Here is a 14,902-nt window from a genome sequence, read left to right as displayed (position 1 = left end):
TGCGACGCTGCGAAAAATATATACTCGGTGCCTTTACTATTCTTGATGAGCAATATTGTAAAAAAGATCAGGGAAGCAAAGCGGCCGGAATCCCTCATTCCCCGCGCTGCGCAAGCTACATTCAGGATGGCAACGGGGCGTTTTTACAAATGAGTGTTAGCAGGCAGCTACACACCATTGTCATGCCGAGGTTCCATACATTTCATGCAATCATCGGGATATGGCATTTTAGTAAAACCCGGCAGATATGCCTTTCACCCTTCGACTACGCTCAGGGTGACTGTTGGTTATAAAGTTTTCAGCTTGCGGGAGCCGCTTGTTTCTTCGTGCCGCTGCACCTTTGTGAGCAACATCTATAGCGCGGAATAAAAGAAATCGCCTCCCTGAAGAGAGGCGATGATTCAGATCAGGTGAAAGGAAAAATATCAGCGGATGATCAATTGCTGAGTGCTGGTCTGCTGCCCGTTCCGCAGCCTGACGATATATGTTCCTTTGGCAAAGGAAGCCGTATTCAGCTCGGTTTTCAGATGTGCTTTCTCTATTTTCTGCTCCAGCACTATCTGGCCCATAGTGTTGAATACCTGTAGCAGGCCATCTTCAGCTAAGTTCGTCTCGATGGTTACCGCTTTAGTGGCAGGATTGGGATAAAGCAGCAAGGCCGCTGATACAGCGTTGTAGGCATTCACACGCACTACATTGCTGTAGGTGGCCGTGCCATCTTTGTCTACGGATTGAAGACGATAATACTGGTGGTCACTGCTCAGCAAGGCGCCGGCGTCGGTATAAGTGTAGTGGGCGCCGGCGGCCTCATTTTTCGAAGCGATCTTACCGATATTGGTAAAGTCTTTGCCATTGCTGCTGCGCTCAATGTTGAAGTGGCTGCTGTTCTTTTCCATGGCAGTAGTCCAGCTCAGATCGGCATTGCTTTGAGCGGCAATGGCCTGGAATGATTGCAACGTTACAGGAAGGGGGCCGCTGGGCGTAACCGTACCAACGAGTGCAAGAACAACGGAATCTGTAGGGCCTGTTAATGTGCCGGTGCTAACGGAGCGGCCGATGCCGAACATTGCAGTAGTGCTAAGCAGGTTCCAGGCAACCAGGCGCATGGTGATGGTGCCTGTAGTGTTTTGTAAGTCTGAAGCTCCGGTAAGATCGATGGGCGTTTGTATCACGCCACGCACGCTGGAAGCGGGTAATGGTAAGTCGGCGGGACCGAGATCTGTAAAATTAACGCCATCCAGGCTATACTGCCAGCGGAAGCTGCCTTGCGGACCAGAAGCGCCGGTAGAGCCTTGATTCCTTACTTTATAATTGATGGTGCTCAGGGAAACCTGGTAACCTGAGGCCGGTGTGATCTGAAAAGTAATACCCTGGTCTCCCTTCGTTGTTTGTGTGTACGTGTTATTCATAAAGCAGCTGGCCTGTCCTGTTGCTGCTGCAACGGTACCGGACCGGCCCATTACAGAAGTGGCCAGATGCGGATCCGTAGTAGTGGAATTATAGGTCGTTTCATTGCCCGTTGCCGCGAGCAGGTTCCAGGATAAGATCGTGCTTTGTGCCTGTGCAAAGCCGGGAAGCAGTATCAGCGCTGCAGCAGCGCCGATAAGTTTTATGCGTTTAATGCTTCCGGTTTTTGTGTAGAGCGTTTTCATAAATGTCTTTTTTGAGGGACCCATTAAAGGGGAACGTTAGTTTAGGATGGTTAAGTTATACTACAGCGACAAAGGTATCTTCGGAGAAAGGGGGAGCATTAATACGATCGCTATGTATGTATATTCCTTATTCGTAATGAAGTGGGAATAAAGGGTAGCCTTTGAAGAATTAACCGTTTGGTAATGGCTTGCTGCCCAACCGCCGGAACGAGTTGTTGCTGGAGGGCAACCAGGGGTATTTGAAATGTTGCTCTTGTATTAAGAAATTGTTAGTTTATTTCTATAATTTATTGATAGTTGGTAAGATACGCATGTAATTGTGCGATACATAACAATTGGCTTATTGCGCTCCCTTTGGCCTGCCAGTACCTTTGCATTGTTTTTATAAACCATCAATAAGACCCATCATTTACCCTCGACTATGCGCCTTTTGCTATTATCCCTGTGTTGCCTGTTTGTTGTGAACCAAGCCCGGGCGCAGCTGATCATTAACGAATTTTCCCAGGGCAATAGTGGTAGCAGGGAATACATAGAGCTTGTGGTTGCCGGTACCCGCAACTGCTCCGGCGACAGCTGCATGGATATCCGGGGATGGATCATTGATGATAATAACGGCTGGTGCGGCGCCGGTGGCGGACAAGGGATCGCGATCGGCCATATGCGCTTTACCAATGACCCTAACTGGTCCTGCGTTCCTTATGGTTCCATCATCCTGCTCTACAACAGCGGGGATAAAAACCTGCAGATCATACAGACCGACGATCCGACGGATGCCAACAATGACCATGTTTACATTGTTCCTTCCACATCGACGCTATTGGAGCATACGAATACAACACCTGCCTCGCCGTCTTCGCTCACTTACACTTATCCCGCAACCACTGCCTATCTTGCGGGCGGCGACTGGAGCACGGTGGGCCTTGCCAACACCGGCGACGCTGTCATTGTCGTATCTCCCGCAAACCCGGGTACTGCTGTTCATGCCATAGCTTACGGTGGTGTAAGCAATTCGGCCGGTGCTACTATCTTTAAAGCGACATCCGGCGGCAGCCGCAATTATTTTCTTACAAGTGCCTTGTATACCAGTGCGGCAGATTATACCGTAGGTAATGCACCGGCCGATGAAACGCCCGGCGCGCCGAACAGCGCCGCTAACGCTGCCTGGATCAGCAGCATGCTTGCTAATCCCGCAGGCAATGTGGTCAATACCTCAGCAGCCTGCATCCTGCAAGGCAATAGCTATAACTTTTACGGCACACCATTGACCAGTAGCGGTACCTACGCCGATACCTTTTCTGCAGCATCAGGCTGTGACAGCATCGAAGTTCTGCATCTGTCGGTAGTCACGCCGGTGACGCAAATCCAGTCGATCAGCGGCTGCAATGCGATCGTGTACAACGGTACCACTTATACCGCATCCACTACGCTGGAGGATACGCTGCACACAAGTCTCGGCTGCGACAGCGTATACCGGCACGTGTTTATCCAGATCAATACGGCCAATCCTGTTACCGTCCGGGATACGGTGAGCAGCTGTCAATCTGTAACCTACAAGGGAACCTCCTATACCACGAGCCAGGAGGTGACCGACACCCTGAAAACAGGTACCGGCTGCGATAGTGTTTACCGTAAAGTATGGCTCGATGTGCTGGAAACGCCGGTGGTTACCGTCGATCCCTCCGATGTCACGATCTGCCGTGGCGCCAGCATTACCCTTATGGCATCGAGCCCTTCGGCTACCGTTAGCTGGAATGGATTTCCCAATGGCAACGCGATCACCGTTCGTCCGCAGCAGACAACCAATTATGTTGCCTATGCGGTGAATGCGCTGAATTGCATCGGTACCGCACAGGCAACGGTCCGTGTAGAAGATCTCGGGCTAACGCTCAGCTATAGCCCGGCGCCTGCAGAGCGCGGCTCCGCAGTTACGCTTACCTCTTCGGCCGATATGGACTATACCGTACTGCGCTGGCTGCCTGAAAACCGCTTCTCCGATCCCACCGCTCATACGCAGATCATTACCGCGGAAAACTCCGGCTGGTTCTATGTGATCGGTCAAAGTGAAAGCGGTTGCATCGATACCGGGATGGTCTATATGGAGGTGGTTCCGAAGGCCCGGATCTTTTTGCCTACAGCATTCTCACCCAATGGCGACGGGCTGAATGATTATTTCGGACCGCAATTCACCCGTGACTATAAGATACTGGATTTTTCCATATTTAACCGCTATGGCCAGCGGATCTACCATGTGCCGTACCTGAGCCAGATCGGGAAAGGCTGGGACGGACGTATGAGCGGTAATCTCTGCGATGCCGGAACTTATTACTATACCTTCTCTGCTGAAGATCCTACGGGCAAGGTAGAAAAGCTTAAAGGCGATCTGACGCTCGTACGTTAGGCCGGTTACCAATACAAATCTTTACTGAGGAAAAACAATAGCCCCATGAGGAAATTAAATCAATTATTGCTGAGCATCGCCCTGTGCTGCATGGGAAGCATTGTCACCAAGGCCCAGACTGTTTCCACTGTTGCGGGAACCGGCGCATTCGGTAATACCGGCGACGGCGGACTGGCCACCGCAGCGCAGATCATGTTCCCTCCCTGCGTGGCGTCAGATGCATCGGGAAACCTGTATTTCGGCGTATTGGGCACGAAGATCAGGAAGGTGGCTGCGGGTACCAATATCATTACAACCTTTGCCGGCACCGGCACTGCCGGCTATAGTGGCGACGGCGGCCCAGCCACCGCGGCCAATATTTCCGATGTGCGGGATATTGCTACCGATGCCGCAGGCAATGTTTATTTTACTGATGGCAGCGGACGTATCCGTAAAGTAACTGTGGCTACCGGTATCATCAGCACCATTGCCGGTATCGGTGGCACTGCGCCAGGAGGGTATACTGGTGACGGCGGCCTTGCTACTGCTTCACAGCTGGGCTATCCCCAGGGCATTGTGCTCGATAACGCCGGTAACATCTACTATACCGAATATGCTTCGCAGGCTACCGTCAGAAAAATAGATGCCGTTACCGGCATCGTCAATACCATTGCTGGTGTTCCCGGTACATCCAGCCTGGGGTTCAGCGGCGATGGCGGACCGGCAACATCAGCGCATATGACCAATCCCTGGGATATTGCGCTGGATAATGCAGGTAACCTGTTTATTGCTGATTTCGGCAACAACCGTATCCGCCGGGTGGATGCGCTTACCGGCATCATGACTACTTTTGCCGGAACAGGTGTGGCAGGCGCCAGTGGTGATGGCGGATTGGCTACTGCAGCCAACATCCACCCGCTGGGTATCGTGATTGATCCCGCCAATAATATCTACTTTACACAACCGGAGAACCGTATCCGCCGTATCGATGCGATAACCGGTATCATTACCACAGTAGCGGGAGCAGGTACTGCCGGTTTTGCCGACGGCCCCGCGGCTACAGCACAGTTCAATACGCCCTATAACCTGGCGCTTGATGGCGCCGGTAGTATCTATGTCGCCGATCAGCTGAACAACCGTATCCGGAAAATAGCCGCCAGCTGCAGCACGGTCATTCCCGGTACCATTTCAGCTACCGGCCCCAACCCCGCCTGCAGCCCGGCGAGCAGCACGCTCACGCTGAACGGCGCTTCCACATCGGGGGTTACCTACCAATGGCGCTCTTCCACTGATAATGTGACCTGGACCAATATAGGTACCAGCAGCACTACCTATGCTACCGGCAGCATTACCAGTACCCGTTATTATAAAGTGATCGTCAGTTGTACTGCCGGTTCCTTAAAAGATTCTACTCCGGTATTTACCCTTACCGTCAATCCCTCGGTTACGCCAACCGCAGTGATCTCAGCAACGCCCGGCAATGTGATCTGCAGCGGCACTAATGTTACGTTCTCCGCCACGATCGCCAATGGCGGCAGCAGCCCGGTATACCAGTGGAAGAACGGAACAACACCGGTGGGCACCGGCACAAGCTATAGCAGCAGCACGCTGGCCAACGGCGATGTGATCACCCTGGAGCTCACCAGCAATGCCGCCTGTGCCAGTCCTGCGACATTGATCAGCAATGCGGTCACAATGACGGTGAACAACGCCGTGGCGACCACGGACAGCCGTACCATCTGCAGCAGTGCGCTGCCCTATACCTGGAATGGCATTGTCGTGACGGCCGGCGGCCCTGCCGCCGCGACAAAAACCTTCACCGCCGGCAGCGGATGCGATAGCGTAGTGACGCTCAACCTCACCGTCAACCCTTCGGTAACGCCTGCCGTAAGCATTTCAGCCGTGCCGGGCACAGCCATCACAGCAGGAACACTGGTTACCTTTACTGCCACACCGGTAAACGGCGGCGCCAGCCCGGTATACAGCTGGCGTAAGAATGGTGTTGCGGTAGGTACCAACAGCCCTGTCTATAATGATGCTGCACTAAACAACGGCGATATCGTATCCTGTACGCTGGAAAGCAGTGAGACCTGTGCGCAGCCTGATACCGCAAATGCTGCTGTGATGATGAATGTTACTGTTCCGGTTATTCCCTGCGCAGTACCGGCTGCGCTGATCACTATGGACGTAAGCTTTACCGCTGTGAAATTTGTCTGGAGCAGTGTACCCGGCGCCCTGCGTTACGAATATAAATTTGATCAATCTCCTTCCGATCCGGGTTCCTGGACCGTAACTAACGATACATTTTACAAAGCTACCGGGCTGATCAACGGAGACTATTACCTGCATGTGCGTACACAGTGCAGTACGGGAGAATACTCTCCCTGGATCAGGATCATCGTACACATCAGCGACGGCACTACAGGTATCCCTTCCGTTACCGGCGGCGCAGGATTTATGCTTTATCCCAATCCTAACAAAGGTTTCTTTACAGTAGAAGGGCCGGTAGGGGAAACTGCTGTAAATCTCGATATCCTGAGCTATTCGGGACAGGTGGTTTACAGAACAAAAGAGAACACCGTTAACGGCAAGTTGAAGAAAAGCTTCGACCTGCCAGCGATAGCCTCGGGCGCTTACCTGCTGCGGATTACCGGCAAGGACCAGGTCTGGGCTATACGATTCGTTGTTACGAAATAGTCAGCGCTGTTTCGCCAGGCTCCGGGCCGTTCTGCCCGGCCCTGGAGCTTGACGGGATGGCAAAGATTACTTTCGAAGCAAAGAAAAATATTCGGCTGTCTGCCTAACGATGGGCAGCTTCATTAAAAGAAGAGCGTATCGAAAGCAAACCGGCCGGGTCCTTCAAGGTACCCGGCCGGTGATTTTTTTTGGGGAAGCCTAGGCTTCAGCGAAAGTATATTCCCTGATCCTGTCCGGTACATCGTTGATCGAAGGGACAAGGTGAGTACTGGGGTATTGATGTTGAGCACCAATCGGGATAGGAGCGGCCCCGGGCTGCTTCGTCGCTGGCAACACTGACATCGGGTATGCCGGTCTTATGCCGGCCCGGCCGTTCGATGATGATATCGGTGATGTCGCGGCTGAAGCCGGTATCCGATCTTAACGCCCATCTCTTTCAGGCGGGAAAAAGGCAGGTTATGCCGCAGCGCATCTCCGGCGCAAAAGGACTATCGGGCAGCAGGCACCTGCCATATAAGCTGCAGCCCGCCATCAGCGCCGAAATAAGGATCTTTCTCCGGCAAAGGTACTGCTGCAATATGGTGGTCAGCTTCCGGACGTTCGCCGGGAGCGCCTTTCAGCAGGTCGGGCTCGGCGCCACCGGGGTAGGCGCCCACTACACCTAATCCTTCATCTTCCAGCTGCCGATGACCCACGCCCGCGGGTATCACCAGTATATCTCCGCGTTGTACCATGAGCTTGCGGCCCCTGGCGCCGCCCAGCTGCAGCAGGGCAAAGCCTTTGTATATGCCCAGCACCTCGTGGGTATTGCTGTGGTAGTGATGAAAGGGATAAATGCCGTTACGCCAGGAATTGATCCAGCCATTGCGGGCAAAGAGCTGTTCCATCGCTGCGGCCATTGCTTCTTCCTGCTCGTCCAGCGCATGCTTGTAGAGCAGCAGCGGGAGCCTGCTGTTGGGGATCACGCCATCGTCGGTAAAATATAAGCTTTCAAAATGCATGGGTACAGGTAGTTGTTGCGCTCAGCGGCGCAACCTTACCTGATAACAATATTGTGGCTTAATGGATCATTCTGAATGTTAAATTGATACGGGGAGCCATCGGCCGGGCGGATTTCGGGATGCGGTGCTCCCAGGAATGCTGGAGATCGCCTTTCATCAGGAGCAGGGAGCCGCTGGTCAGCTGGAGGGAATGCTTGCACCGGCGATCCTGCTTGTGGCGGAAATCGAATTGCCGGGCCTGCCCCAGGCTCAGGGAGGCAATATGGGGCTGGTCGCCCAGCTCAGGCTCATCGTCGCTGTGCCAGGCTACGGAATCGTTGCCGTCGCGGTAATAGTTCAGCAATACGCTGTTAAACGGCATGCTGGTAAAGCCGGCGATCTCCCGGCGCAGCTGTGCCAGCTCCACAGTCCAGGGCAGGGGATCGAAGCGGGTACCGGAAAAGGTATAGCTGCTGCCTTTATCGCCGTACCAGGCCGTAAGCCTGGGCGTCTGCAGCACTTTCCCATACATACGTATCGATTGCTGCTGCCAGGGCGTGTGGCGGCGGAGCTGCTCCAGCAGGGTCAGCGCCCGTTCTTCGCCGAGGAAGCCGGGATAATAGTCGAGCAGCTGCCCGGGAAAAGAAGGGCCTTCTTCTTCGTTAAAAAAACGGAGCTGTGTCATACGTCAAGGTAAGGTTGCAAGTTACAGTTTAAGCGACGATTCTTATCAGGAAGCGGTCGTCACCCTTTGGCCGTTCGACGCCGGCCGTTTAGCGGGAATGTTGTAATAAAAAAGCCACACGCGGTTGCGGGCGATTCGTTAGCAAAAGTTGAAAATTTGCCTAACCTTTGTCGCAATGCCCCTCAATTTTCTCATAGCAGACGATCATGCAGTAGTGCGGCACGGGGTATCCCTGATCCTCAGGGAGGTTCTGCCGGCGGCGGTCATCTTCCAGGCTTATGATTACGATACGCTGATCTCGACCCTGAAAAAGGATCCGGTGGACCTGGTGATCTGTGATATCAATATGCCCGGCTGCGACGGCTTTCATGTGATCGACGACCTGAGGAGCATACAGCCGGGCGTAAAGATCCTCATCTTCTCCGCCTACCGGGAAGACCTGTATGCCCCGCGTTACCTTCAGGCCGGGGCCAATGGTTACCTGCATAAGGATGGCGACAACGAGCAGATTCGGAAAGCCGTGCTCACTGTGCTCCAGGAAGGCCGCTATATGAGCGATGCGGTGAAGGAAAAGCTGCTGCACAAAGCGCTGAGCGCCCATAAGCAGCGCTCCGACAATCCCCTGGACCTCCTTTCGCAAAGAGAAATGGAAGTAGCCCGCCTGTTGCTCAAGGGTATGGGCCTGCTGGAGATATCCAATATCCTGAAGCTGCATATCGCCACAGTAAGCACTTACAAAAAGCGAATCTACGAAAAGCTACAGGTATCCAGCCTGCCCGAGCTGATCGCTGTTTTCCGCAACCATGCCGGCGCTTTGGATTAGCCACCGGCTGCAGTTTTTCTCCAGGCCAAATCCGTTTTTAAGTTATGATGGCCGCACAGGCATCCTTAAGCTTTCCGCGCTTATGCTTCATTCCCTTATCCGGCCGGATCATCAGGTCATGAGCTGTCCTGAAATATCTTTTCCTTCTGGCTGGAAAAGTACCAGCTGCTTTTCCTCAGGTAAGGAGTGCTGCTGTGAAAATAGCTGGGGCCAGAGCCGTGATAATTTCAGGGGAGCCTTCCTGGCCATGGTCTGCAGCTATCCGTTTTTGTCGTTTACAATACTGTATGTTTTATTTTTCTTATTTTTCAAAAAAAATCTGTGTTTTTGTTAGTAAAATGTAAAATATTCTCATTTTTGCAGCTGTAAAAATCTTAACAGATCTTTTAAAGCCTAACGATGACTATGATACCCTGTTCATTGCACCGGCAGTGCGGTCTTGTGCTGGTCCTGCTGCTGTCTGCCTTTGGCATGCTTTCTTATCCTGTACACGCCCAGGAAAAAACGCCGCTCGCCGGCACTACGCCGACAGTAAAATGATAGGGGCTGGTAGCGCAGGTGGTGGCGGAATGAGCAGCCTGTATACCCCCAATCTTTACGACGGCAGCGCCAACATCAGCATTCCCATTTATAGCTACAGCAATGAAGCCGGCAGCTTCGGCATTTCTTTTGGTTATAATACCAAGGGGGTTAAGGTTGATGAAATTTCTTCAAGTGTTGGCCTTCATTTTGGGTTAAATTGCGAACTCTCGATATCACGACAAGTCAAAGGCCTGCCTGACGAGCTGTCTGCCTTCCCTTATGATACGGTGTGGGCCAGCGCTGCTACCAAATACAACCGCTTCAGGGGGCGCCTGGCTTCTTCTTTCGACCAGGGCGCCGATGTGAACGATCCGACGATCTACCGTGACCGGGAAAGCGACGAGTTTGTCGTGAATGCCGGCGGACTTTCTTTCAGCTTCAATATCGGTACCGGCCGGCAGATCTATACCAATCCCAACCGTGCCTTTAAGGTGGCCATCCTGTCGGAAGGCCAGGATTATGCCGCAGCAGTGCAGCAGGCCGGCGGTACTATTCCCGATCCCCTGAAGCTCGAATTCCTCATCACCGACCTGCAGGGTAACCAGTACCATTTTATCGCCGGCGACTATACCAGCAGCCAGCTCTATGCTGAAATGGATGGCAATATTAATCAAGGCCCAATCGACAATTATTACAACATCACCCGCTGGGTAGCCGATTGGGTTACTTTGGCAGATGGTAAGCAGATCCGTTACACTTACAGTACCAGAAGCAGCGCCAGCGCTGCCGTTTATTGGTCCTATTCCTACCGTACAGGCAGCTATGCGTCGCCACCAGGCGTGGGCCAGGTTGATCAGGGCCAGTATGCCGCCTATATCCGGAAAATTCAATACCCCAATGGCGTAACCGCCGATTTTTTCTACGACACTACAGGAGTTCGCTGTGACTATAATGGGGGAATGGTCCTGCGGGAAATCAATATCGGTTCGGGAGGCAATTGTACCCGCTATCAGCTCGACCAAAGCTATACGGTTGTCAAAACAGGGGGGAATACTGCAAGCGAGCTTTCATATGGCAGTCCCTGTATCAATATTTCCAGTGTGCCGTCTACCCGTTCCCATCGCTTAAGGCTTAATGGCATCAGGATGCTGAGCTGCGATGGTACGGTCAGCGAACCACTCTATACTTTCAGCTACGATCCCACGGAGCTGCCCCTGCGCTTCAGCGCCGGTCAGGATTACTTCGGCTATTATAACGGCCGTTCACCCGTGCCCTACGGCAGCACCAACGATACCAATATTTCCATTCCCAGGGTGGGTAGCATGACCTTCGGCGCCAACCGTACCGAAGATGTTAGTAAAATGAAGGCTGGCGTGCTTACGGCAATCCGCAATGCCTATGGCGGCACTGTAAATTTTGTATACGGCGCGCATCAGCTCGTCACACCGGCAGCCCTGAGCAGTCTCTTGCCTACCGACAACTACTTCCTGGGCAAAGATGCCAATGATGGTCTTTGCCTGACCAGCATCATTGAAACGGATGAGTTTCACCAGGGCAACAATCGTACGACCAGCTTTAATTATATCGAAGGACAGCGCTTTCTTACGGGCGGCTATTTCCACTATCCCCAGCGCATACAGGAGGTGAACAATCCCGGAACCTATCCCGGCGGCGGCTACCTGACCAATACTTACCTGAGCCCGCATCACCTGGTGGCAGGTTCCAATCATGGTTACTCTTTCGTTAGCACTACAGTCATTGTTGACGGATACACCGCATCCCGCCGGGATATCCGTTTTACCAATTTTACAGATGCTTTATCCTCCTCTAAATACGTGCGTGTCGGCGGCGGTAAGCATTTTTTCGAATTTCCCTATGCCGACAAGCAATACCTGCGGGAATGGGAAATGGGCCTGCCCCTGGAGATCAAAGATTATGACCGGTATGGTAACCTGGTCGAACGTTCTGTGAATGAATACAGCTTCATCATCGATTCTACTTCTGCGATAGACCGTGCGGTGCAGAATACGAAGTATTCCTTTGTACAGGACAACTCGGTACCTGCCCATACCGGGACCGGACCAGGTATTAACTTCGCTGTCAGCCGGGTACCGGTTACCGATCCTTACAAGCCCTTTAACGGAGAGGCGCAGCTGATCCGCTCTACCAGCTACAAATACCTGGACAATACCAATTACACTACCGATGTAGCTACCTTTCAATACGACGATCACAAAAACCTGAAGGCTACCATCACTACCAATAGCAATGATGAGGAAATATGGCAATTCAACCTGTATAATTACGATCTGACTGCCAGTATTGGTGGTAGTACCTATTGGACACCCTTTTTCGGACAGGAAAGGCTAATGGCCGCTCAACGATGGAAGCGTACAACCAGTGGTAGCATGCCGCAGAACGGCGTATTGCTGGATGCCTATTTCACCGGCTTTGGTGTTCCTTCAAGCAGCGGAAACGCTCAGACCTGGCCTTATACCCGCAATATGTACCAGTACCGCGGCCTGGAGCCGGTTACTTATACCCAGTATCTCTCCGGCGCCTACAATACGGATGGCAAGAAGGCCTATGCGGCCTATAACAGCCAGGATGATATACCTTACTTTACGCGTATCAGCGAAGTGACCCGCTTCGATGTGCGCGGCAATCCCCTGGAGACTTGGTTGCCCGAAGGTCAGCAATACAAGGCCATGATCTGGGACAGCATCAGCGGGCAGAAGATTGCAGAGGCCGTAAATAGCCGCTATACCGATATCGCATATACCAGCTTCGAGACCAATGCCTATAATACCAATTTTACTTACACGGCCAAGACCCTGGCCGCCGGCGGTGTGACCGGCGGCAGCTGCCTGTCGCTGTGGAACAATGTGACCAATGTCTCCAACCAGATGGCTGGCACACAACCCCTGCAGCAGGGTAAAGAATACGTGCTCTCTTTCTGGGCAAGAGGCACCGTTCCGATGGTAACGGCCGGGGGCGTTGTCCAGACGTTGCCGGCGCCCGTAGCCACCGTGAACAACAGCTGGCGGCAATACATCATCCGTTTTACGCCGCAAACCAGCGGTACGATCGTCAGCTTCTCGGGCACGGCTGCCAACAGCTACCTGGATGAAGTACGCCTGTACCCTGCTGCTGCACGGATGACCAGCCAGACCTATGCACCGCTCTTCGGCCTCAGCTCGGAGACCGACGTCAACGGCCGCTTCGCTACGTACAGCTACGATGCCCTGGGCCGGCAGACCCTGGTACGCGACCAGGAAGGCCAGATCCGCAGCAAGACCCAGTACACCGTAAAAGGCGCAGAATAAAAAACCCATCACTCACCCTTTATCCTTTATTTTATGCAATCCTTTTTGCATCGCTATATCCCAGTTCTTCTTCCGCTGCTCTGCATCGCAGCAGCCCCTGGCAGCTATGCCCAGACGGTCAACAAGCCGCAGCTGAGCCAGTCTGCCCCCACCGGTACGCAGACCAATACCGTTCCGGTGCCGCCGGCCATCAACGTCAATACTTCTGGGCTGTTCAACTACCAGCGCAGCTTCGTACCCAAAGTACCCATCGCAGACCCCGCACAACTAACGACCAGCAGCGCGCCCGCCGATGTGCAGGTCAGCACCCAGTACCTGGACGGCTTTGCCAGAAACATGCAGATCGTAACGCATAACTTTACCCCCGGCAAAAGCTTGGTGAGCCCGGCCGACAGCCGCTTCCGGGTGACCCCTGTGGGCTACCTGCCCTACAGCGCCGCCGGCTTCGGCTTCCGGGCGGGCGCTTTTACGGAGCAACAAAACTATTATAATAACCTTTATCCCGGCGAAGGCAGCACCGCCTACAGCTATACCGAAAATACTTCTACTGCAAGTAAGCGTACCGAAACAAGCTACGCTCCCGGCAAAAGCCAGGTAGGGCAGCTGCGGGGTACCGAGAAGCAACGCATTACCAACGGCGCCGGCGAAGTGCGGCGCTGGAGCCTGGATGCCAATGGGTTTCCGGTGAGCAGCGGCTACTACAGCGCCGGCCGGCTCTTTGGTGAGCTGACCCGCATCCCCGGTGAAACCAGCAACAGTATTGTTCCCTATTCCAAGACATTTAAGGACCGCGAAGGCCGCGTGGTGCTGCAGCAGGCTACCGATACCATTGGTGTGATCAATACAGCGCCCTATACCCTGGGCGGCATCCTGAACAAGACCTATTATATCTACGATGCTATGGGTAAGCTCCGTTATATCCTTCCGCCGGCCGTAGCCGATGCAGCACACAACAATGGCAGCATCAGCCAAACTGTGCTGGATCAATTTTGCTTCCAATACCGTTATGATGAAAAAGGTCGCAAGGTAGAGCAGAAAGTACCCGGCAAAGGCTGGGAATACTTTGTGTACGATAAAAGAGACAGGTTAGTATTTTATCAGGATAGCAACCTTAGAAGCGCCGGAGGATGGTGGTCCTTTACACTTTATGATGCCCTGGACCGTCCGATCGTTACCGGTAAAGGCCAGGCAATCGGCACAACCCGGCAGCAGTTTGCCGTATTGATGGAGGACGGTTCCACCTATCCATCTACCCACGTGCTGTATTATGCCAAAAACTACAACCTCTATCATGTTTATCCCGCAGCCTTAAATTACTGCGAGATCTGGAGCTACAACTACTACGACGATTACAGGGAAGCCGATCCCAACGGTGACCTCTGGAATACCTGGACCAGCTACAAGCTGCAGAGCGGCGAATTACAATATCCCAACAGCGGCGCGGAAACCCCGCAGCGCACGCTTAAAAACCTGAATGCCCCTACCGGCAGCCTGGTTAAAGTGCTGGCTTCCCCCGGCTCCTCGAACATTGCCGCCTGGCGCAGGACCGCACTTTTCTACAACGATAAAGGACAGCCGATCTACAGCGCCGGCCAGGACCTGGACGGGAATAATAATGTAATACACGCTTCTTATAGTAGTAGCCAGTACGGCTTTAGCGGCCAGGTGCTTGCAGGCAAGCAGGTACTGGTCAACAATAAAAGTACCGACGGCTATACCCAGCATACCGAGCTGAACAAAAATGAATATGAAGCCACCACCGGCCTCCTGGGCAAGACCTGGCGCAAGGTAGACAATGCCGCCTCCTGGCTGCTTACCGGCAGCTATACTTATGACGACC

The 14,902-nt window shown here is 53.3% G+C and carries 9 protein-coding genes; 6 read left to right on the top strand and 3 right to left on the bottom strand.

The features are described from left to right. Positions 1 to 425 precede the first annotated feature (425 nt). The gene (locus DZC79_RS16975; RefSeq protein ID WP_157977227.1) at positions 426 to 1,652 is read right to left on the bottom strand and encodes a T9SS type A sorting domain-containing protein; all 1,227 of its coding nucleotides are present in this window, start codon (positions 1,650 to 1,652) and stop codon (positions 426 to 428) included. Between the two features lie 421 nt (positions 1,653 to 2,073). Between DZC79_RS16975 and DZC79_RS16970 the strand changes: the two genes are divergently transcribed. After that, positions 2,074 to 4,050 (top strand): T9SS type B sorting domain-containing protein, encoded by a 1,977-nt coding sequence (locus tag DZC79_RS16970; RefSeq protein WP_157977226.1) that lies wholly within the window; start codon positions 2,074 to 2,076, stop codon positions 4,048 to 4,050. Positions 4,051 to 4,095: 45 nt separating this feature from the next. Next, the gene (locus DZC79_RS16965; RefSeq protein ID WP_118952806.1) at positions 4,096 to 6,726 is read left to right on the top strand and encodes a T9SS type A sorting domain-containing protein; all 2,631 of its coding nucleotides are present in this window, start codon (positions 4,096 to 4,098) and stop codon (positions 6,724 to 6,726) included. 488 nt (positions 6,727 to 7,214) lie between these two features. Here DZC79_RS16965 and DZC79_RS16960 read toward each other — a convergent pair whose 3' ends face one another. Together DZC79_RS16960 and DZC79_RS16955 are read right to left on the bottom strand one after the other, a co-directional pair. Beyond that, positions 7,215 to 7,727, bottom strand: coding sequence for a cupin (locus tag DZC79_RS16960; RefSeq protein WP_118952805.1), 513 nt, complete (start codon positions 7,725 to 7,727; stop codon positions 7,215 to 7,217). A 58-nt stretch (positions 7,728 to 7,785) separates the two neighbouring features. Beyond that, the gene (locus tag DZC79_RS16955) at positions 7,786 to 8,391 is read right to left on the bottom strand and encodes an alpha-ketoglutarate-dependent dioxygenase AlkB family protein (protein ID WP_118952804.1); all 606 of its coding nucleotides are present in this window, start codon (positions 8,389 to 8,391) and stop codon (positions 7,786 to 7,788) included. A gap of 175 nt (positions 8,392 to 8,566) precedes the next feature. On the opposite strand from DZC79_RS16955, the gene DZC79_RS16950 reads away from it, so the two are divergent. The 4 genes from DZC79_RS16950 to DZC79_RS16940 all read left to right on the top strand — a co-directional run. Beyond that, positions 8,567 to 9,214 (top strand): response regulator transcription factor, encoded by a 648-nt coding sequence (locus DZC79_RS16950; protein WP_118952803.1) that lies wholly within the window; start codon positions 8,567 to 8,569, stop codon positions 9,212 to 9,214. 405 nt (positions 9,215 to 9,619) lie between these two features. Then, entirely contained in the window at positions 9,620 to 9,754 is a 135-nt protein-coding gene (locus tag DZC79_RS21745; protein ID WP_262607328.1) for a hypothetical protein, read from the top strand. 29 nt (positions 9,755 to 9,783) lie between these two features. Continuing rightward, on the top strand, positions 9,784 to 13,062 hold the full coding sequence (locus DZC79_RS16945) for an RHS repeat protein (RefSeq protein WP_118952802.1): 3,279 nt from the start codon (positions 9,784 to 9,786) through the stop codon (positions 13,060 to 13,062). Between the two features lie 33 nt (positions 13,063 to 13,095). Further along, positions 13,096 to 14,902, top strand: a 1,807-nt coding sequence (locus tag DZC79_RS16940; protein ID WP_232831865.1) for a DUF6443 domain-containing protein, incomplete at its 3' end; no start/stop codon positions are given.

The organism is Taibaiella helva (assembly GCF_003545695.1).
Lineage (GTDB): Bacteria > Bacteroidota > Bacteroidia > Chitinophagales > Chitinophagaceae > Taibaiella > Taibaiella helva.
This window is presented reverse-complemented; position numbering and strand designations above follow the sequence as displayed.